Origin of the sequence: Allobaculum sp. JKK-2023, from assembly GCF_034745455.1 — a bacterium.
In the GTDB taxonomy this organism is placed as follows: domain Bacteria; phylum Bacillota_I; class Bacilli_A; order Erysipelotrichales; family Erysipelotrichaceae; genus Allobaculum.
Window position 1 is genome coordinate 1,863,604 of the sequence record NZ_JAYERV010000003.1, and the last position, 21,321, is coordinate 1,884,924.

The following is a 21,321-nucleotide window of genomic DNA, read 5'->3' on the forward strand; positions in this document are numbered from 1 at the left end:
GGAAAGGGGGTACTACACCTTTTTAAAAATTTAAAGAATTAATCATAAATCAATGTGTAGCAAGACCAGCCCCTCAGGCCCCCCTGCACATATGTGATTTCGACTTTAGGGTACTGGCAAGGGGGCCTGAGGGGCTGAATTTTCAAAGTAGATGGAATGCCACAAATCGCAATTTCTGTCGATATGCTGGAAACAGGCGTGGATATTCCTTCTGTTCTCAACTTGGTTTTCTTTAAAGAAGTGTTTACCAAAAGTAAATTCTGGCAGATGGTTGGCCGGGGGACCAGACTTTGTGAAAAGTTGATTGACGGTGAAGATAAGAAGGAATTTTTGATTTTTGATTTCTTTGGCAATTTTGAACGTTTTTCCAACGAAACCAAACCTGAGCAAGGGCGAGCTGCTCTGCCTATTCAGGGGGCAATCTTTAAAAATAAAGCTGGTATTGTCAAGGCCCTGCAAAATGAGAAATACCAAAACGAAGACCTGCAAAACTATCGACAAGAGCTTATTAACCAGATGACCAAGCAAGTCGGCCAGCTCAACCCTTTGGCTTTCAATGTTCACCAACATTTAAGTGCTGTAGACCATTACAAGCAAGAATCCAGCTATAGTCATCTGACCGATAAAGACATTTTAGAAATCACAAAAGAGCTTTCGTACTTGATTCAGCCTGCCATCAAAGAAGAGATTCATGCCACCTGGTTTGATTCTTTGATCTATGGCATCGAATTGGCATTGCTGGAAGAAAAGTCTATCTTTGCAGGATGGAAAAGAGTCCAGGAGAAGGCGAAAATTCTTCTCAACAGCTATATTGGAATCCCACAGGTAGCCGCTCAAGAGGCCCTTCTGGAATCGTGCTTAAAAAAAGAAGATGCAGATGAATTGGATATTCCATATCTGGAAGCTGTTCGAAAGAATTTTCGATCTTTGATGAAATATATCATCAATTCCGGGCAACAGTTTTACTACACAGATTACGAAGATACCCTCAAGGAAATCAACGAACGAGATGCAGTTTATGCCAATGGAGATTTGGAAAACTATCGAATTCGAACAGAAAAATATATTCGAGAACACGAAGATCTGCCGGCAATCAAGAAGTTGAAAAACAATGAGCCTTTGACCAATAAAGACATTATGGACCTGGAAAAAGTCCTTTGGACAGATCTTGGAACCAAAGCTGATTATGAAGCTGAATATAACGATCGCCCGTTAGGTGAATTTGTCAGAAGCATCACTGGCTTGGATCAAAAAGCAGCCAAAGAGGCTTTTGCAACTTTCCTTGACGAAGCACAGCTCGATGATGATCAGATCAATTTTGTAAACTCCATCATCGAATATCTCGTTCAAAACGGAACCATGAAATTGAGCGTTTTGCAAGAATCTCCATTTAAAGACCTTGGTGGAGTTTTACTGTTCCAAGACAACTTGAGTGAGTTCCAAAGGCTTCGCAACAGCATCAACCAAGTGAATGAACGCGCCATCACTATTTTGCACTAATAAAGCAATTCGCAAGCAACAACTCAATTCAAACTCATCAATGAATAAAACGAATCAAAAAACAAACCAACAGGAAGGAATGAATCACCATGATAACTGGAGAACTGAAAAATAAAATTGACAGTCTCTGGCAAATCTTCTGGACCGGAGGACTGACCAACCCTCTTGATGTTATCGAGCAGATGACTTATCTCATGTTCATTCATGATTTAGACCAGACAGATACGACACATAAACAAGAAGCCATGATGCTCGGCCTTGAGTATAAAAGCCGCTTTGAGGGCAAAGAAGAAATCAATGGCCGAGTCGTTGATAAGGAAAACCTCAAATGGAGCACTTTCCGTGATATGGGACCGGATCAGATGTATGAAACCGTTTCTCAATCCGTTTTCCCATTCATTAAAGGCCTTGACGGAGACCAGGACAGTGCTTATTCCACTTATATGCAGGATGCAATTTTCAAAGTACCAACTCCTTTGATGCTTCAGAAAATCGTCACTGCTATGGATGGGATTTATGACAAGATGGAAGAATCAAAGAAAGATGATACCCGTGGCGATGTCTATGAATATCTTCTGTCCAAACTCTCCACAGCTGGCGTTAACGGTCAGTTTCGCACCCCTCGCCATATTATTCGGATGATGGTTGAACTGATGGACCCTAAGCCAGATGATCTGATCTGTGACCCTGCAGCAGGTACTTCTGGATTTCTCGTTGAATCTGCCGATTATCTCAAAGAAAACAAGAAAAAGGATGTTCTGTTTAATCCAGCCAATAAAAAACACTTTATGAATGCCATGTTTACTGGTTTTGATATGGATAGAACGATGCTTCGTATTGGAGCCATGAACATGATGGCCCATGGCATTGAGCATCCAAATATCGAATATCGTGATTCTCTGACTGACCAAAACCCTGATCGAGACCGCTATTCTCTCATCCTGGCCAATCCACCTTTCAAAGGCAGCCTGGATTACGAAAGTGTCTCCAATGATCTTCTTGAAACTGCCAAGACAAAGAAAACCGAACTGCTCTTTCTTGAACTCTTTCTCAAAATGCTTAAAAGTGGAGGCAGAGCTGCGTGCATTGTTCCTGACGGTGTTCTCTTCGGATCATCGAAAGCCCATAAAGCCATTCGTAAAGATCTGATCGAAAACAATAAACTACGCGCGGTTATCTCCATGCCATCCGGTGTCTTTAAACCTTATGCTGGCGTTTCCACTGCGGTACTTGTCTTTGATAAAACAGGGTATGGCGGTACCGACAATGTTTGGTTCTATGACATGAAGGCAGATGGCTTCAGTCTGGATGACAAGCGCAGCCAAGTATCAGATAATGACATCCCAGATATTATTGAACGCTTTAAGCATCTCGATAATGAACAAGAACGAAAAAGAACGGACCAGAGTTTTCTCGTACCTAAAGAAGAAATCGTAAAGAACGATTATGATCTATCCATCAACAAATATAAGGAAGTCGTTTACGAAAAAGTAGAATATGAACCTACAAGTGTAATTCTAGCTAAGATCAATGACCTTCAAAAAGAAATCGAAGCTGGATTAAAAGAACTGGAGAAAATGCTTAATGAGGAATAAGGTGATGTTTCAATTTAGAAATGCTACAACTCCTGATCTTATCTCATCCACCGACACTTTAATAATCGACCTAGCAAACCAATGTGTTGAGGTTTAAATATGAAAATAATGAATTTAGGACAAGTGGCCACTTTTATAAATGGTTATCCGTTCAAGCCTACACAATGGGCATTTGAAGGAATTCCGATCATAAGAATCCAAGATTTAACTGGATCCCAAAATAATATTCATTATTTTAAAGGGGCTATCGATAAAAAATATTATGTTAATCAAGATGATATTCTTATTTCTTGGTCTGGTACTTTAGGAGTTCATAAATGGTTAGGTAACCAAGCAGTACTGAATCAACATATATTCAAAGTCGTATTTGATAAAAATATAGAGATAGATAGAGACTATTTTGAACGACAAATTGCATTCATTCTTAAAAATGCTGAAGACCAGGCTCATGGAGCTACCATGAAACATTTAACAAAAAAAGTCTTTGATTCCTTAACTTTTAAATGGGTTAGCATAACTGAACAGATATATATAAGTAATATTCTCAATTGCCTTGAAAAAATAATAATCAGAAAAAACAAACAAATAGACTACCTTGAAGAGGCGGTCAAATCCCGAAAGGTAGGGGAGTATTGCTATGAATGAGAGTAGAATAGTCAAACTGTCAGAGGTCTGCGACATTGTTTCTGGCTCTACTCCAAAAACGAATATTCTTGAGTATTGGGAAGGAAATCTAAAGTGGATAACTCCAGCCGAAATCACGGATAAAGAAAAGCTGATTTCTGATACCGAAAGACACATTTCAGCAGCGGCGGTCTGCCAAGCTCATTTGAGATTGCTTCCAAAGGGGACTGTCTTATTTTCTTCTCGTGCGCCTATTGGGAAAGTAGCCATAGCAGGGGAAGAGATGTATTGCAATCAGGGATTTAAAAACTTGGTTTGTTCATCAGAAATATTAAACGAGTATCTTTACTATTATCTAAAATATAATGCTGACTATATTAAATCTATTGGACGTGGAGCAACATTCAAAGAGGTTTCAAAAGAACAGGTAGGTAATCTGACAATTGTGCTGCCTGAAATTTCTGAACAATTGAGAAGATCTAAGGTATTGAGCTTGATAGACAGACTGATTGAAAATTACGACAAGCAATTAGGCGGTCTTAGCGAAATTCAGAAGTCCCGATTTATTGAGATGTTCGGTGACCCTAAACTCAATGATAAAGGTTGGAAGTCAGGTTTGATCTCAGATTACTTTTATGTCAAAGGTGGAAAAAGAATCCCTAAAGGAATGGGATATGCCAATGAGATTACAAAACATCCATATCTTAGAGCTACAGATATGAAGAACGAAACTATTGTTGATGACGATGTTCATTATATTGACGATGAGGTCTATGCTTACATTAAGAAATATACGGTTAAAGAGGGCGATATTTATCTTACTAATGTAGGCGTAAACTTGGGGATGGCAGGTATCATCCCCAGAAGGTATGACGGTGCAAATTTAACAGAGAACGCTGTTAAGTTAGTTCCTCGAACGGAAAAAGAGATTGAGGGATTATTCTTGGCCTATTATATTAATTCGCCAGGTATTCAAGATTATATAAATGAAAGAAAGATGTCGGTTGGCGTCCCTAAATTAGCAATCTTTAGAATTGAAACAATGCCAGTATTGGTTCCACCTTTAGAGATGCAGAACAAATTTATTTCATTTTACGAGCATATCAACAAATCAAAATTGGCGATCCAAAAGAGCATCGATGAACTGGAGACTTTAAAGAAATCATTAATGCAGGAGTATTTTGGATAACTCCAAAGTTTATTGAAAGCGATTATGGGTAGAATTGCTTCTTCATTGAATAAAGTCTCTTTGTTTCATGGATCGAAATCTGGCTTAAAAGGTGAGATTAAGCCAATTAGTCGGGAACGTTGTGATTTTGGTGCTGGCTTTTATATGGGAACGGATGTCTGGCAGCCGTTGACATTAGTCTACAACTTTGAAAACCCTGTTTTATATACGCTTACTTTTGATATGTCAGGTCTGAATGTTCTTCATCTGAAGCCGGATCTGACTTGGGCATTGACGATTGCTTATTACCGGGGAAAATTAGAGCCTTTTAAGAGTCATCCAATCTACAGGGCTATCCAGGAATATGTATCTGGATATGATGTGATTGTTGGCCCTATTGCGGATGACCGTATGTTTGTCGTATTGGATCGCTTTTTCAAGGGCGACATTACAGATCAGGCGTTAATCCATTGTCTTTCAGGTCTTGATCTTGGTTATCAATATGTAGCGGTTAGCGAAAAAGCATGCGGTCAAATTAAAATCCAGTCTGAAAGAAAACTGGGGATAGAAGAAAAAGAAAATTTAAAAACTCTGAGCATTTCAAATCGAAAAGCTGGACTTCAGCTTGTAGAGTCTGTTTCAAAACAATATAGAAGAAGCGGAAGATATTTTGATGAGATTGTGGAGGATTGGAATGAATTTGAGTTTGGATCAAAGACAGCTTTGTGATATTCAGGGAAGACTGTTTGTGAATGCTCTAAAGGAAGGTTACGCTCCATCTTCTTTTATCCCGGTATTTATGAATAGCAGTTCAGCAGCCCATTTAGATGATGATTACGATCGCCTTCAATGGGCCGGCGAAGAATATATTCTTGAGGAACTAACGGACGAAAATGTGATTCGAAAAGGTCCAGCTGGCCATTTCACAGAAGAGGCCATGTTCTGGATTGGATATTTATATCGTTATTGGCATTATTATGCCAAAGAATTGAGTAAGGATATTTATAAGCAAGCTGATGAAAAAGTGATGGAAACATCCTATGATGGCTTTCATACTTTAGATCCTGAAATGGCTGTTGATCGACTGAAAGAGATAAATGAACTCAACCGATCTTTGTAATTTTGCAATCTCAAGAAGCGCCTTTAACCAATAAAGAAGGCGCTTCTTTCCATTTTATAAGGTGGTGCAGGTGGACGGTAAAGGAGTTAATCATGAAAGACTTACTGATTTCTGACATCACCAGAGAAATGCTGCCTTATTTGAACAATGCGCAAATGCTGAAACTACAAGAAGTCCTGAACCACTGCTTATGGAATGTAAACGTAGAAATGAACCAGGAACAATCAGAAGATACTCCAGAGAAAACCAATGATGAATTCTTAGAACTTTTTATCACTGCGAAGCGTGTAGAGGGATGCAGTGAAAAGACATTGAAGTATTACCAGGCAACAATTCGAAAAATGTTTTCAATTACTTCAATTCATGTAACTCATATTACGACAGAAGACCTACGTTCTTATTTAGCTGACTATCAGAAGATCAATAATTGCAGTAAAGCGAATATTGATAATATTCGAAGAATTTTATCGACATTTTTTGCATGGCTGGAAGACGAAAACTACATTATCAAAAGCCCTGTTCGAAGAATCCATAAAATTCGAACCGCTAAAACAGTGAAAGAAACCTATACCGACGAATCATTAGAATTACTGCGAGATAATGCAGAAAACCTTAGAGATCTTGCGATGATTGACTTGCTTGCATCAACGGGAATGCGTGTTGGTGAAATGGTCCAGCTCAATATCGAAGATATCGATTTTGAAAACCGTGAATGCATTGTATTTGGTAAAGGAAGCAAAGAACGTCCAGTTTATTTTGATGCCAGAACCAAAATTCATCTCAAGAACTATATTCAAAGCCGAACTGACGATAATGCCGCCTTATTCGTCTCTTTGTTAAAGCCATATAATCGTCTAGAAATTAGTGGAGTTGAAATCCGTCTGCGTGAACTCGGAAAGAAACTTGGAATTCATAAAGTCCACCCTCATAAATTCAGAAGAACTCTGGCAACAAGAGCTATCGATAAGGGAATGCCTATTGAACAAGTTCAGCACTTGCTTGGTCATGCCAAGATTGATACGACTATGCAATATGCAATGGTTAACCAAAATAACGTGAAGATAAGCCACCAGAAATTCATCGCATGAATCGTTTAAAATAACCGGAATATCGGCTAACACTCTCGTTTTAATATATAAATGAATCGAATTTTCCAAACGCGCTGAAAATATTCAAATCCCGATTTATTGAGATGTTTGGTTCTTCAAAAAAAGAAATGGTAGATAAGTGGGAGACAAGACAACTTATATCTTGTGTTGAATCTATCGAGTCAGGAAAAAGTTTAGTTTGTAATACTTTCCCACAACAAAATAATGAACCTGCAATATTAAAATTAAGTTCAATTTCTTCTGGTCACTTTCTTCCTGGTGAAAACAAATCGATGGTTGACTCATCTAATCTAGATAGGTCAAAGTTAGTATCTAAAGGAGATATACTACTGACAAGAAAGAATACTCCCGAACTTGTTGGTTTGAATGTTTTAGTTAACCAAGATACACAAAATCTGATGTTTCCTGACATTATTTTTAGAATGCATCCTAAATCTTCAATCAAAGGAGAGTATCTATCGATGTTGTTGATGACAAAAGACTTTCTCTCAGAAATTCAAGCCATTTCTCATGGCTCATCAAAATCAATGTCCAATATTCCTAAATCAAAACTAGCAGAAGTAATTATCCCTATCCCACCGATCCTTCTGCAACACCATTTTATTGAGCAGAAACTTCTAATTGACAAATCAAAATATTGCTACTTGGAATAATTCGATAATAGTATTTACACATCAATTAAAAGTGGAATCTTGATTAGTCTTGGATTCTAAATTCCGCTACGATGCAAATACGAATCTGATTGGGCTTCTAAGACGACAGAAAAACTTAATCATAACCATGAATCGGATTTTTCAATCTTCGATGGTTTTGAATGCTATTTGAGGGGAATGCAGAAGAAGGACAAAAAACACTTCTGAAATTTGTCGGTTTCGATAACTATTTACGACTTTTGTCTGATGCAATCTTCAGAAAAGCAGCGTTTAATACTTTCCTGTACCTGATTGTTCAGGTGCCGGTGATGATCATTCTGGCCATGGTCATTTCCGTGATGCTTAACGATAACAAGCTTAAATTCCGCGGTCTGTACCGCACGGCTATTTTCCTACCCTGCATTACCTCCCTGGTCGCCTATTCCATTGTCATGAAAGGAATGTTTGCGGATGACGGAATTATCAACACGATTCTGATGAATCTGCATCTGATTTCGGAGCCGATTAACTGGGTTACCAACCCATTCTGGGCAAAAATCCTGATTATCATCTCAATTACCTGGCGCTGGACCGGCTATAACATGATTTTCTTCCTGTCTGGCCTGCAGAATATTGATCCAAGTGTCTATGAAGCTGCTGATATCGATGGAACATCAGCTATCAATAAGTTTTTCAAGATTACCGTGCCAATGCTCAAACCGATCATCCTGTTTACAACGATTACTTCAGCCATTGGAACTCTCCAGTTGTTCGATGAAGTGGTCAACATCACAGACGGCGGCCCGGCCAATGCAACTCTGAGCCTGTCGCAGTACATTTACAACCTGTCCTTTAAGTACACGCCAAACTTTGGATATGCGGCAGCGATATCGTTTGTGATCGTAATTGCAATTGTCATTCTGAGCGTGATTCAGCTGAAAGTAGGTGGAAATGATGACGACTAAAGACAAACTGTTAACAGTGTTGAAATATGTCCTCTTAACTTTTCTCGCAGTGATCTCCATTTTTCCATTCCTGTTCATGATCATGGGAATGACTTCCACCTCTGAAAACATCATCGCCGGAAAAATGGAATTTGGCGGACAGCTGTTCACCAACCTGTCCAACTTGTTCAATAACAACCTTGGATTTGGCGAAGCAATTAAAAACTCGGCGATTATCGCCGGAATCACGACCGTCGTAGCGCTGCTGATTTCCTCGGCAGCCGGCTATGGCTTTGAAGTCTATAAATCCAAAGCCCGCAATCGTCTGTTCAACATCCTGCTTTTGAGCATGATGGTTCCCTTTGCGGCGTTAATGATTCCTTTATTCAAGATGTTCTCGGCCCTTTCGGGAACGGCGTTTGGCTGGATGGGAGTTGACACTTTCTTCTCGGTGATTATCATCAGTGTTTCGACCGCGTTTCTGATTTTCTTCTTCAGACAGAATGTAAAATCATTCCCGAAAGATATGGTCGAGGCAGCCCGCGTGGATGGTGTCAGCGAAATCGGCATCTTCTTCAAGGTCTTCATGCCATCGATTTCGACCACCTATGCAGCTGCGGCGATCATTACCTTCATGAACTCCTGGAATGCCTACATGTGGCCATTGATTACCTTACAGACTCCAGACAAGCGCACCATCCCGCTGGTTCTGTCCGCCATGGGCGCAAGTTACACGCCAGACTATGGCATGATTATGTGTGCGATCGTTCTGGCCACCATTCCAACTGCCCTGATCTTCTTCTTGATGCAGAAGCAGTTCGTAGCCGGTATGATTGGTTCGGTGAAGTAAACAGTCACACTTACGATTTGATTCAGGACAATCGATCCTTTGTGTTTCCGAATCGGATCCTTTCAATCTAAATTCAATGAAAACAGGCTGAAGAAAGCCTGAATTGGGAAGAGATAGCCATCTCTTCCCTTTCTGTGTGTTTCAAAACACAAGTATAAAAAACAATTAAGGAGCAAAACGATGATTCAAGTGAGCGATAATCTTTTTCTTTTAGAAACCGAACATTCCGCCTATCAGATGAAAGTCAATGAGCGGGGAATGTTAGAACATTTGTGGTATGGGGCCAGAGTGGATCAGAATATGGACTATCTCAATCTCCATAACGATCTGGGATTTTCCGGCCAGATTTATGAAGATCAGGCCGATCGGACGCTTTCGCCCGATACCCTGATGCTCGAATATCCAACCGAAGGCATCGGGGACTATCGCATTACCGCCGCCAAAGTCGAAGGGGCACTCGGCCTGGATTTACGCTATGCTGGCTATGAAATCAGCACTGGTGAATTCAATCTGGATGGCCTGCCGCATGTTCGTGGAGAACTCGAACAGTTGACGATTCACTTGAAAGATGAAGTGTTAAATCTGCAGGTGGATCTCCATTATCTGGTGGATGAAAAACACGATGCGATTATCCGTTGGGCCACCTTTAGAAACAAGGCCAACCGATCTTACAGACTGGATCGCTCGTTTGGCATGGCTCTTGACTTTCCAGTATCGGAGGATGTGGAACTGATTTCCTTTCCGGGCCGCCATAACAAAGAACGCATCATGACCCGCCAGCCGCTTGCACAAAACGTTGTCTGCTTTGGATCCAAACGTGGAACTTCTTCGCACCAGCATAACCCTTCGCTGATTGTGTGTGATTCTTTGACTACGGAAAATTATGGCGATGCTTATGGCTTTTTGATGGTCTATTCCGGGTCTTTCAAAATCGAAGTCGAAAAAGATCAGACTGGCCAGACGCGAGTACTCTGCGGCATTTCTCCGGACATGACCCGCTGGACTCTGGATGCCCATGCGTCTTTTGAAACACCACAGACGATCCTGTTCTATTCCAGTCAGGGTCTGGGAAAACTTTCCCGGAATTCGCATGACCTGCTGCGCGAACGGATCCTGCCTAAAAATGACTACCACCCCATTCTGATCAACACCTGGGAAGCCGTGATGTTTGATTTTAACCGCGAAAAACTGCTTGAAATGGCAGACCATGCAGCCAAGCTCGATGTCGATCTGTACGTCATGGACGATGGATGGTTTGGTGATCGCAACAGCGATCTGGCCGGCCTTGGAGACTGGATCCCCAATAAAACCAAACTGGGCGGCAGCCTGAACAGCCTGATCGAAGAGATCAATGCCAGGGGCATGGACTTTGGCCTGTGGATTGAGCCGGAAATGATCAACGAAAACAGTGACCTGTACCGTGCTCATCCCGAGTGGGTTCTCCAGGCACCTAACCGCAAGCCCTTGATTTCCCGCGGGCAGATGGTGCTGGATCTTTGTAATCCAGAGGTCGTGGACTATCTGGAAGACGTATTTACCCATCTGCTTTCTTCCGGCAACATCCGTTATGTCAAATGGGACATGAACCGCAGCCTTGGCGATGTGTACTCACCAAGTCTTCCTGTCGAAAAGCAAGAAGAAGTCTGCCACCGCTACATTCTGGGCGTCTATGATCTGCTTGGCCGTCTGACTGGCAAGTTTTCGAACATTCTTTTTGAAGGGTGCTCGGGTGGAGGCGGCCGTTTTGATGCCGGTATGCTTTTTTATACACCGCAGATCTGGTGCAGTGATGATACCGATGTCCATGAGCGAAGCAAGATCCAGTATGGAACCAGCTTCTTCTATCCGGCCGTTTCCATGGGTGCGCATGTTTCCGAAGTGCCCAATCAGCAGACCGGAAGATGGGCCTCTTTGGAAGCGCGCGCGGCGATGGCCATGGCGGGAACGTATGGCTATGAGCTGGATCCAGGGGAAATGTCTGAGGAAGAAAAAGCCGAAATCCGTGCGTTAAACAAACAGTTTCGCTCGATTCAGGATTTGATTGTGGAGGGCGATGTCTATCGTCTTAGCTCACCGAAAAATGAACAGGTGATTTTCCAGTTCATGGATAAAGCAAAAGACCGCCTTGTCTTATTGGGCATCGTTTATGAAACCCGTCCAAGCACCATGCGCCGCAAAATCCGCTTGCAAAGTCTGCCTGAACAGGCCGTATATGAGACGCAGGATGGGGTGATCTATTCTGCCAGAGCCTTGATGCATGGCGGGCTGCTGCTCAGCCAGACTTGTGGAACGGATGCCCCTGTTCATATCGAACTGAAACGAATCCGCTAGTCCTTTTGGTTTTTCCAGCTTAAAACGATCCATCCAAATGTCTGATTTGCGCCATCCTCAAAGCTTTGGGGATGGCTTTTTTGTTTCGATCGCTTGTCGATTATCTATTCTACAAGTAGAATAAGACTAACATATTCTATTTGTGGAATATAGATGGAAAATAGAGAAGCATAGAATAGAGAAGCATAGAAGGGAAAAGAAAATGTTGAAGTACGGAATTTTAGGTTTGCTGAGTTATGGCCAGATGAGCGGCTATGAAATCATGGAAACCTTTAAAAGCTCCCTGGTCTTTTTCTGGAAGGCAACAACCAGCCAGATTTACCGGGAACTGAAAGTGCTGGAAGAAAAGGGCTGGGCTGAAAAGACGGTTGTCTGCCAGCACAAGAAGCCCGATAAAAATGTCTTTCATATTACTGAAGCTGGAAAGGCGGAACTGGCCAGATGGCTGTCCAGCCCGCCTGAAGACGTGGCGCGCAATCCTTTGTTAATGAAAGTCTTTTTCTTTGCGGCCAATCCAGTTGAAGAAAACAGGGCGTTTTTCAGACAGCTGGAAGCTGAATCAGCGCAGGCGGCCAGGATCCTGCAGACGGTTCCAAAGTTTATTGACCAGTATGCCAATGAGGTTTCCCCTGCTGATGCCATTTACTGGAAGATGACTCTTGATTTCGGATTCAGATACCAGGAAATGATACGCCAATGGGCAGCAGCCTGTCTGGAGACCCTGCAAAGTGAACTTTCGAGCAGCCAAAACAATCCATTATCAGATAATCCGCCCGAATCGGTCCAGGCGGAGCAGGAGGAAATCCAATGAAAAAAGTTCTCGTGATCAATGGCAGCCCTAAGTTAAAGGCAAGCAATACTTTCAAGCTGACCAGCGCATTTCTGGAAGGCTTAAAACAGGTCGAAAACCTGGATCTCGGCATTGAAATTCTCGATGTGAATGAACTGGGCCTGAATCCATGCAAAGGCTGTTTTGCCTGCTGGAACAAAACGCCAGGCAAATGCATTCACCACGACGCGATGGAAGCCGTTTTGCCAAAACTGGTTGAAGCAGATCTTTTGGTTTACAGTTTTCCGCTCTACTACTTTTCCATCCCGGGTCCTCTGAAAACTTTTTTCGACCGCCAATTGCCTTTAGTCAAGCCATTTATGGTTGAACGAAAAGACGGAATGGACAGCGGCGCCCATCCCAGCCGATATGATCGCAGCCATCAGAAAGTCGTTGCCATTTCGACCTGCGGGTTTTATACCACACGCAGCAATTACACGGGGGTTGAGGCGATGCTCGACCATTGTTTCGGTCAGGGCGGATACTATCCGCTGTTTTGCGCGCAGGGAGAATTATTCCGGGTTCCGGAGCTGAAATCCCAGTGTGATGCCTATCTTGAACACGTCAGACAAGCTGGCCTTGAATATGGAAATGGACTGCTCAAAGAGTTCACCCATCCTGAGCAAGCGATCAATGATTCTACAAAAGCGGCTTTATCCAAAGAACTTCTGCCCAGAAAGACATTTGAGATGCTGGCGGATGCCAGCTGGGGAATTGAAGACTCCGGCCAGGCAGATGAAAATTTTGCTGAGTCTGGAAAGACTGCTCCAAAACAAGTCAGCGGCGCTTTGATTTTTACGCGCCAGATGGCCGCTTTATACAATCCAAAAGCCTATTCTGGCCATGATCTGGTGATGGAGATGGATTACACCGATCTTGGCGAACGCTACCAGATTGTTTTAGGAAAAGAAGAGTCCAGAGTCATCACCAGATCGGATGAATTCTTAAAGACGGATATGGTTGTTTCGACGCCCTATACGGTCTGGAAGCGGATCGCACAGGGGGAAATTCGCGGCGATGAGGCATTGATGAAGGGGATGTATACCGTCAGCGGCGATCCCTCCATCCTGATCAGCTGGGATACTTACTTCTCGCCAGATCTGGATGAAGAATCAAAAGGACAGAAAGCAGAAATACAAAAAGCAGAAGAAGAAACTGGTTCTTCGTTTGCAAAGACCAGTTCTTCAGTATCAGAGACTTCGGGATCAGGCCTTCAAAAGCCGGCCGAAAGAAAAGGGAAGAAATTGAAGTGGACCAACATGCTGATCTTCTTATTGCCCTGGACGTTCTGGTGGACACTTGTGAACAACCCGCCAGAACTCTGCGTGGGCGGATGCCTGATTGGGCTGGCATTGACCTGGCTGCTTTTTTCTTCCTATACCAAAACGATGTACGATACCCTGGCCCTGGTTGTGGTTCTTGGACTTTGTGCAGCGTATTTATTTGGAGTAAGCTATGAGATTGTTTTTACCTTGTCTTTGCTGGCGTTTGGCCTGTTGTGGCTGTACTCCTGTCTGCCCGGCCGAATTCCGCTTTGCGCCTGGTATTCGAGTGGCGGCTTTGGACAAGAAGATGCATTCAAAAACCCGATTTTCATGAAAACCAACTGGATCATTGCTTTAGGCTGGGGGATCAGCTACCTGGTTATCAGCCTGGCAGCCTGGGTTTTCCTTCAGAATGGCCAGATCGAGCCAGCAAGAATTTGCAGCTATGTCATTCCGGTTTTGATGGGTATTTTCACCGCCTGGTTTCAGCGGTGGTATCCACGTCATCTCATGACTTCAAAACACAATGCTATTTAAAAGAATCAGGTTTGCAAGTCATCAAAAAGAGAGTCTGTCAGAATTGCAGCCGAGATGGAGGTTGGATAGAGCAAAAGAACGAACAGACGTTAAAAACCGCCATAGAAAAAGGTTGAAAGAATCCAGGCTGAGCATCGATCAAGGTATTCTTTTGATGAGCAGATGCGATAATAGAGCTATGAAGCGCATACTGATTATTGGCTGTGCGGGAAGCGGTAAAAGTACGATGGCCCGCAAGCTGCAAAAAATCCTGGACATTCCCTTGATTTATCTGGATTTACTTTGGCATCTGCCTGATGGCAGTCATGTTTCGCAGGAAGAATTTGATAAAAAGCTGGCATCCGTTCTGAGCAAAGACGCCTGGATTCTGGATGGAAACTATCGCCGGACGCTCAAAGAACGGCTGGAACGATGCGATACGGTTTTTCTGCTGGATCTGCCGGTTGAAATCTGCTTTGAACAGGCAAAGAACCGCATCGGGAAACCAAGACCCGATCTGCCCTGGCAGGAAACAGAGTTTGATCCGGATTTTCAGAAGTGGATTCTGGAGTTTCCTAAGAAGAATCTGCCCGAGATTGAAAAGATTCTGAAAGACTATGGCTCTGGCAAAACTGTTTTTGTTCTTCACTCTCATCAAGAGATCGAAGACTGTTTGCAGGCGATCCGAGTCTTGCATCAATTTGAAGCAGCAGATAAAAAAGGGGAATGAAAGGGGGTTTATATTCTCTCTGTGCTGCCAGGAAAACCGGTGAAGTCTGGTAAACGAGATAAGGCAGTACAGGGAAAAGTTAAATTCAACTGGCGGCCAGCTCCTGGTGAAAGCAGATCAGCTCATCTGGACGAACTGGATAAAGAGCTTTTAAGACATAAGAACAATTCATTTGACAAGAAGCCGTTGACAGGAAAAATTCTCAGAAGAGGAAAGGCTTGGTATCTGCAGGTTTCATTTGAAAAAGATTCTGTGCCCTGGTCTACGGAAAGCAGCCACGGAAATATTGGTCTTGACTTTAACAAAGGGTTTATTCAGGCCTGTGAAACGGATGAGTCAGGAAATATCCTGGGCTTCAAAAGATTTGAACTCCCCAACCATGGAAAGAATGCCCAGGGAAAAGACGAACTTCTTAAAACAATCAAGAAAATTGTTTCCTGGGCCAGAAGTATCGGTAAAGATATCGCTTATGAAGATTTAGATTTTATCAAGACCAAGTCTTCCGTTTTGAAAGCAAGTTCCAGAAAAGGGAAAGACTATAATCGAATGGTCCACAGCCTGGCCTATTCTCAATATAAACAAGGACTTCAAAGAAGATGTTTTAAAGAAGGGGTTACCGCCACAGCAGTAAACCCAGCTTATACATCTAAACATGCAAGACCTTATTGTAAAGCACGTAAAATGAATATTCACTCCGGAGCCGCATGGCTGATTGCTCAAAGGACCAGAGGCTTCCACTCCTGATATTGCCATTTGTATGAAACGGCCGATAAGCCAACTCTGCCTTCTATGTTTATTTGACACCAATAGTCCGTAACACTCATAGTTTATATTTTTGAACGGATGATGACTTCGTCCGATATGTTTTTACTTTTGTTAATAAGCCTGAGATGAGACAAAAAGTGGTACTACATTATTGATTGGTCAACAAACTGCGTTGGAGGTTTTTAACATCCAATGTCCCTGGGATTTCTATGTCCAGAAGTTTGGCGAACTCTTTGACCTTCTTGGTGGGCGTCTCAATATGAGCTATTTCATTGTGGTCGACCAGACACATTAATGAAGAAACTTTCCCAAAAACAGATGGCATAGATTCTCCAGACGGTGATATTTTTTCACGAATTCCACAATAAACTATTAAGCTGATCACATCGTTCAGAATCTTACCTCTAACAGTTTTATCTGTCCATTTGCTTAACGGTAAAAGCTGCAGATACTCTTTGGCTGTTCTGAAAGCCAATTCAATGTCCACTCTGTTAAAATAGTTGTCCAGAATCTCCTCGGGCGTTGCATCATAATTGGAAATCAAAATGAAATATCCATATCTGACAGATTCCCAATCCTTATCTTTGTCAGACATTTTTTTGAAACGCTCTGGATCTTTCATTACTGCTTCTCGATGGTGTTGCAGGGCATTATTTTTATCTACATAAATGTAGTAGTAAACAGGCTGCCCGAACAGCTTGCCTTTCTTACGGAAGCCAAAATACAGATGTCTGTCACGGACAAATTCATATTTACCTCTAGGTATCATGGATTTGATTTCTCTGTATATCGTCTGAGTATGATAGCCCCGCCTGGCCGGACATCGAACAATGAACTTTTTCTCTGTTCCGATGTGATAGGCAGTAAACAGTTCTTTGGAAGCATATCCGGCATCAAGAACAAAATCATCTATTTCTATGTCCAGAGTAATCTTGACATCTTCCATGACGTAAAGAATTGTATTCAGATCAATAACGTTTCCTGGAATAATGTCATACCAGACAGGAAGATCTGTCTGCTCATCAAGAATCATAACCAGGCGAGTCATCACGGTCGATCCACTTACTCCATGACAGCACAGCGCATTGAACGGATTATCAACAATGTCATTTGGAAGAGGTGTCGAATCTACATAACATCCTTTGCCAAAGCCGGGATAAAACCGGCGCATTTCTTTCACATAACATTCAAAAAAAGTAGTTCTGGTTGCATCGTCACCCATCATCTCAAAGTAGTACGTATCACTTTTGAGAGAACATTGAGGTATGTCCAGAAAAAGACTTCCCATAAATGAGCGCGCAGTAAAATCTTGGCAATTGATATGGCTTCCGTCCTTGGCAACAGTATGGACGAGATGAATAAGTACCCGTTGTAGATCCAATTTGTTGAAAAACGTCTGCTTTAAAGCCTTTAGAAGAGGAGAATTATTCAAAAAGCTGACAATAAGAAAAACATCTCCAAAAATGGAATGGACAGGTGGATCTGGAAAAGTTCGATCTTTTGGCAATCGTAAATCGCCCCTGTCTACCTCAGAAAATTTGTCTTGGTCAGCAGAATACTCAATCAGGCCTCTTGAAGGAGACAAAAATATTCCTGATCGGTGATTTTGGGCCATCCAAATCACCTTGCCAAGATTTTCCCGCAGGATTTGTCGTGAGTGAGATGCTTTTCCTTTGACATATACCGTATCAATGAGTCCAGCCGAACCGGAAAGCACTGTTCCGTCAGAAGACATTTTAACTTTTCGAAGTTTGATAAATGGCATGCTTAGCACCCTCCTTTGTGTAGTCTCAGGTGGTACTACACAAATTATAGGAGTCCTAAAGTGAAAATCAAAACAGATGCTTTATCTATGGTTTAAATTTTATTCCATAAAAATCGGAACAGGCAAAATGGTCATGTAGTACCTCTTTTGCACTTATCTCAGGATAAGTGTTCTGTACTGTCGTTTCTCCTCCAAGAGATAAGGGAATCATTGCTTTATGGGACAATTTTGAATTTTCCGGGTCTATGGGATGCACTCCCCGTATGGGAAGCCAGGCCCTTTAGTCAGGTTCGCCTGACTAAAGGACCTGGTGGAACTATGCGGAGAATTTTGTAGTACTCAGGAAGATTGCTTTACCGTCAGGCGTATGTACGGAAAAGGGGATTTGAGGGACGAAGGCAATAGCGACCAGTCTAAACCGCTGGCTGTCATTACCTGAATACTGAAAATACCCGATTGAAGATACGCCAGACGAAAACTGGATAGAAGAAGATGGGTTTTACTGACGATGGCTTCTGGTATTTCGACAGGTTCAGACCAAACCAAAAAGACGCTCAACTCTTTAGAGAAGGAGCGTTTTTTTTTTTGTTTTCGCCTGGGTAATTTTATAGGCTTCTTCGTCAGTCCAAATTCCAATTATTCGATTTCAATTTCATCAAATTCAGCAAGATCTGCTTCCGTAAGATTGAAACGACGATACATTTCTTTTTCCGAGATCAAAGAGGAAGGATCAAAGTGGGCCATCCGATCCGTGGCAACGGTCAGGAGTGAAAGATCGTTCAGTTCTTCTACAATCCGCATATATTCCATTGGAGAAATTAAGACGCATTCTGGCAGATGATTCTTCGTGACCACCATGGTTCCCTGTTTAGTGACGTTTTCAAAGATTTTTTCAGATTCACAATGACCGAACAAGCTGATGGGAATGGTATTGGCACTCAAAACAGAAGGCATAAAATCTGCTTCTTTCTTTTCTTCAATTCCAGTATCGCCGAAAACAATAAAAAGTGGAAAGAGATTGATGAATGGATCAGCAGATTGGCCTGTAAACTGTACTCTTCACCGTTCCATTTTTAAATGATTTCTAAAACAAATATGGATGTATTTCTTCACATTAAAACAACTGCTCCATCATTTCAAAGGGGAGAAATCCTTCGTCGTCCAACCATACAGAATAGTGACCACGATGCTCAAATCCATTGCGGGTATACAGATTGCGGGCAGGATCATTGCCTTCAATCAGATTGAGACGAATGGAATCTGCCCTCTTTTCCTTGAGAATGGCCAGAAGTCCCTGTAAAAAGCGATCGGAAAGCCCTTTACCGCCAAGCACTGGATCGATACCAAAAAGATGAATACACCAGGCATCATTACCTTGCCAGGAAACCTGCTCTTCTCCTTCTAAAACCCGGTTGACAAGGGCACTCCCACAAAGCTGACCATTCTGTTCGAACAGCCAGATTTCCCGATTGTCCAATGCCTCTTTTAATGATTGCTGGGAAGGATGAACGCCCCAGGTCCATAAGGGAAAATTAGTCCGGCTTTCCAGACTGGCAATAATTTTCTGGTAGAGCGTACAAACACTGTTAAAATCTTCAGGCTGAGCCTGGCGTAAAGTGAACATGGAAGCTGAATTCATAATGAAAAATCCTTTCTGAAAAAACCTGGCCAATCAATTCCTGCTGCTGGCTTTAGCCAGGCAAAACGTATTGTCTTTACGATAGCCGCCAATGGCTTTTTACAGCAGACTATTGATCACGTCCATCCAGTAAAAAATAGAAATCTGTCCAGTTTTGGGTGGATTTCCATGGATTGGATCAGAAAAAGCAGACTGAATAGTGAGGATCAGAAATCAAGGGGCAGAAGCATAAACAGGGAAACCGTGCAGATGGCCAGAACCAGGGGGATCTTCTTTTGAGATGCTAGAACTAGATCGGTTTTGCGAAAGGAAAAGCATCGATTCAGCGCCTGAATACATCAGCCAGCTGTACGCGTGCCTGCCCAAGGTCTCGCTGCATCCAGATCAAGAGTAAAGGACAGCCGACAGTCTCCATTAGCATCCTGGCATGAAAAAATAAATGCTTTTACCTTGTTTAAGCAAAAATCAATGATTTGCTTTCTCAGGAGGATAATTCGTTTTAAAAATGTAAAAGGCTTTATTTTTCACTCTTATATTTTGCTTTCTCACATTGTGTGGTTCAATAAAATCACGAGGTGAAAACAAAATGAAGACCAGCTTGAAAAAAATGAACTTGTTTCTGTGCCTGACCGGCCTTTTGTTTGGCGGCTGCCATACTGCGCAAAGTACAGATACCCCTTCTAGATCTGCCGAAAAGGCAACCGAATCTTCCACGTCACAGACTGCCCAATCTTCTCAACATTCTCAACCACAGTCTGAAAAAACTATTGCCCAAAGTTCAGTCGAAAAGAATGCAGCATCAGCCCAAGAGCCAGAATTCAATGAAAATAATGATCCTGTTCTTGCCAGCATGCAGTCGCAAAGCCAGAAAACCCCTCAACAAGATTCATCTTCACCAGACAAGTCTTCTGTCAGCCAAGCTGCACAGCCAGCGCCGACACGGATCGTTTACCCCGTGACGCGTTCAGTTCAGGAAAATGGCTGGTATTGCGGACCAGCGGTGATGCAGATGTTGTTAAGCCACTATGGCCTGGAAGCCAGTCAAAGCAATTTGGCTCAGGAGCTGAACACCTCTTCCGTAACAGGGACGGAATATGCCGATCTGGCTCGAGTGGCGAGTGTTCATGTATTTGGCGCCGAGGTGCAGTCGGATGAGCAGCCTGGCTTTCGGCCGTGGATTGGCAAGACTGGCAGCTTTTCAGCCGACGAACAAAGCACCTTTTTGCGACGTCTGAAAAGAGATATGGATAGTCAGGATGTCCTTTCAGCAGCCGTTGATGTTAGCGTTTTGTATCCCTCTTTAAATATTTCAGCGGCCCATGTGGTTCTGATCAATGGTATTGAAGTTTCGCCGGAGGGAGAAATCCAGAAAATCCGCATTGAGGATCCTTCTTACCTGATTGAATACGAGAACGAGGAAGAGCACTGGTTTGACATCAATCTTTTTTTGCGGGCGATGGACCAATGCGCCGAACCAGGATATATCTGGTAAAATTGCAGATCGTCAAAAAGAAACAAGCCGCTGTCGATCTGACCAGACAATTCTATCGATTAAAAAGTGCCAATAAAAAAGGAAAAGGCATATTCTGGAAATAGGGAGAATCTGATCATGAAAAAAATCTGGATGAAAAAGGAAAAACAGCTATTGGATGAAATCGAGCAGACCCAGCTCAGCAAAGATGAAACGGGATTTAACAGTTGGATAAATAAGGCAATTTTAAAATAATAAGGGCTAAATGATTGAAATTCCGTTATCGGCTCATCCTCCATTTTTCACCTGTCCACTATTCTTTGCATGTCCATCGTCACCAACATGTCCTTTGTTATCAAGCTAGGCGAATACGCCACGGCTTGCCATGGGGATGAAAGCCCTCTGAAAGATGCTTTTGAGATTCAATAATGGATAAGATGCGACCGACAAAAGCGCTAAAAGCAATTT

Annotated in this window: 19 protein-coding genes; 16 read left to right on the forward strand and 3 right to left on the reverse strand. The window is 42.5% G+C overall.

What is annotated here, in order from left to right:
* The first annotated feature begins 156 nt into the window (after positions 1-156).
* The 15 genes from U4956_RS07510 (at position 157) to U4956_RS07580 (ending at position 15,957) form a co-directional block, all read left to right on the forward strand.
* The gene (locus tag U4956_RS07510) at positions 157-1,500 is read left to right on the forward strand and encodes a type I restriction-modification enzyme R subunit C-terminal domain-containing protein (RefSeq protein WP_323089918.1); all 1,344 of its coding nucleotides are present in this window, start codon (positions 157-159) and stop codon (positions 1,498-1,500) included.
* Positions 1,501-1,589: 89 nt separating this feature from the next.
* Entirely contained in the window at positions 1,590-3,095 is a 1,506-nt protein-coding gene (locus tag U4956_RS07515) for a class I SAM-dependent DNA methyltransferase (RefSeq protein ID WP_323089919.1), read from the forward strand.
* A 99-nt stretch (positions 3,096-3,194) separates the two neighbouring features.
* Positions 3,195-3,740, forward strand: a complete 546-nt coding sequence (locus U4956_RS07520; RefSeq protein WP_323089920.1) for a restriction endonuclease subunit S — start codon at positions 3,195-3,197, stop codon at positions 3,738-3,740.
* Complete coding sequence (locus tag U4956_RS07525) at positions 3,733-4,908, forward strand: restriction endonuclease subunit S (protein ID WP_323089921.1); 1,176 nt, start codon at positions 3,733-3,735, stop codon at positions 4,906-4,908. Before U4956_RS07520 ends, U4956_RS07525 begins: the two co-directional genes overlap by 8 nt.
* 24 nt (positions 4,909-4,932) lie before the next feature.
* Positions 4,933-5,616 (forward strand): DUF3990 domain-containing protein, encoded by a 684-nt coding sequence (locus U4956_RS07530; protein WP_323089923.1) that lies wholly within the window; start codon positions 4,933-4,935, stop codon positions 5,614-5,616.
* Positions 5,588-6,007: a hypothetical protein gene (locus U4956_RS07535; protein ID WP_323089925.1), complete on the forward strand. Its 420-nt coding sequence runs from the start codon at positions 5,588-5,590 to the stop codon at positions 6,005-6,007. Before U4956_RS07530 ends, U4956_RS07535 begins: the two co-directional genes overlap by 29 nt.
* Positions 6,008-6,099: 92 nt before the next feature.
* Positions 6,100-7,095: a site-specific tyrosine recombinase/integron integrase gene (gene xerA, locus U4956_RS07540; protein WP_323089927.1), complete on the forward strand. Its 996-nt coding sequence runs from the start codon at positions 6,100-6,102 to the stop codon at positions 7,093-7,095.
* Positions 7,096-7,199: 104 nt separating this feature from the next.
* Positions 7,200-7,769: a hypothetical protein gene (locus U4956_RS07545; protein ID WP_323089929.1), complete on the forward strand. Its 570-nt coding sequence runs from the start codon at positions 7,200-7,202 to the stop codon at positions 7,767-7,769.
* Between the two features lie 161 nt (positions 7,770-7,930).
* A complete protein-coding gene (locus tag U4956_RS07550; protein ID WP_323089930.1) occupies positions 7,931-8,713 on the forward strand; it encodes a sugar ABC transporter permease in 783 nt (260 codons plus the stop codon).
* Positions 8,703-9,542 (forward strand): carbohydrate ABC transporter permease, encoded by an 840-nt coding sequence (locus U4956_RS07555; RefSeq protein WP_323089931.1) that lies wholly within the window; start codon positions 8,703-8,705, stop codon positions 9,540-9,542. The genes U4956_RS07550 and U4956_RS07555 overlap by 11 nt, the downstream gene beginning before the upstream one ends.
* 180 nt (positions 9,543-9,722) lie before the next feature.
* Entirely contained in the window at positions 9,723-11,873 is a 2,151-nt protein-coding gene (locus tag U4956_RS07560; protein ID WP_323089933.1) for an alpha-galactosidase, read from the forward strand.
* A 202-nt stretch (positions 11,874-12,075) separates the two neighbouring features.
* Positions 12,076-12,684, forward strand: a complete 609-nt coding sequence (locus tag U4956_RS07565) for a PadR family transcriptional regulator (protein ID WP_323089935.1) — start codon at positions 12,076-12,078, stop codon at positions 12,682-12,684.
* Entirely contained in the window at positions 12,681-14,504 is a 1,824-nt protein-coding gene (locus U4956_RS07570) for an NAD(P)H-dependent oxidoreductase (protein ID WP_323089937.1), read from the forward strand. Before U4956_RS07565 ends, U4956_RS07570 begins: the two co-directional genes overlap by 4 nt.
* Before the next feature lie 178 nt (positions 14,505-14,682).
* Entirely contained in the window at positions 14,683-15,213 is a 531-nt protein-coding gene (locus tag U4956_RS07575) for an adenylate kinase (protein WP_323089938.1), read from the forward strand.
* Between the two features lie 39 nt (positions 15,214-15,252).
* Positions 15,253-15,957: an IS200/IS605 family accessory protein TnpB-related protein gene (locus U4956_RS07580; protein WP_323089940.1), complete on the forward strand. Its 705-nt coding sequence runs from the start codon at positions 15,253-15,255 to the stop codon at positions 15,955-15,957.
* Positions 15,958-16,126: 169 nt separating this feature from the next.
* Here U4956_RS07580 and U4956_RS07585 read toward each other — a convergent pair whose 3' ends face one another.
* From U4956_RS07585 to U4956_RS07595, 3 genes are all read right to left on the reverse strand, one after another.
* Positions 16,127-17,743 carry a transposase gene (locus tag U4956_RS07585; protein ID WP_323089942.1) on the reverse strand — a complete coding sequence of 539 codons (1,617 nt, stop codon included), beginning with the start codon at positions 17,741-17,743 and terminating at the stop codon, positions 16,127-16,129.
* Positions 17,744-18,379: 636 nt separating this feature from the next.
* The gene (locus U4956_RS07590) at positions 18,380-18,697 is read right to left on the reverse strand and encodes a type II toxin-antitoxin system Phd/YefM family antitoxin (protein WP_323089944.1); all 318 of its coding nucleotides are present in this window, start codon (positions 18,695-18,697) and stop codon (positions 18,380-18,382) included.
* 160 nt (positions 18,698-18,857) lie between these two features.
* Positions 18,858-19,382 carry a GNAT family N-acetyltransferase gene (locus U4956_RS07595; RefSeq protein ID WP_323089945.1) on the reverse strand — a complete coding sequence of 175 codons (525 nt, stop codon included), beginning with the start codon at positions 19,380-19,382 and terminating at the stop codon, positions 18,858-18,860.
* A 586-nt stretch (positions 19,383-19,968) separates the two neighbouring features.
* Here U4956_RS07595 and U4956_RS07600 point away from each other — a divergent pair.
* Positions 19,969-20,874, forward strand: a complete 906-nt coding sequence (locus U4956_RS07600; protein WP_323089947.1) for a C39 family peptidase — start codon at positions 19,969-19,971, stop codon at positions 20,872-20,874.
* Positions 20,875-21,321 lie beyond the last annotated feature (447 nt).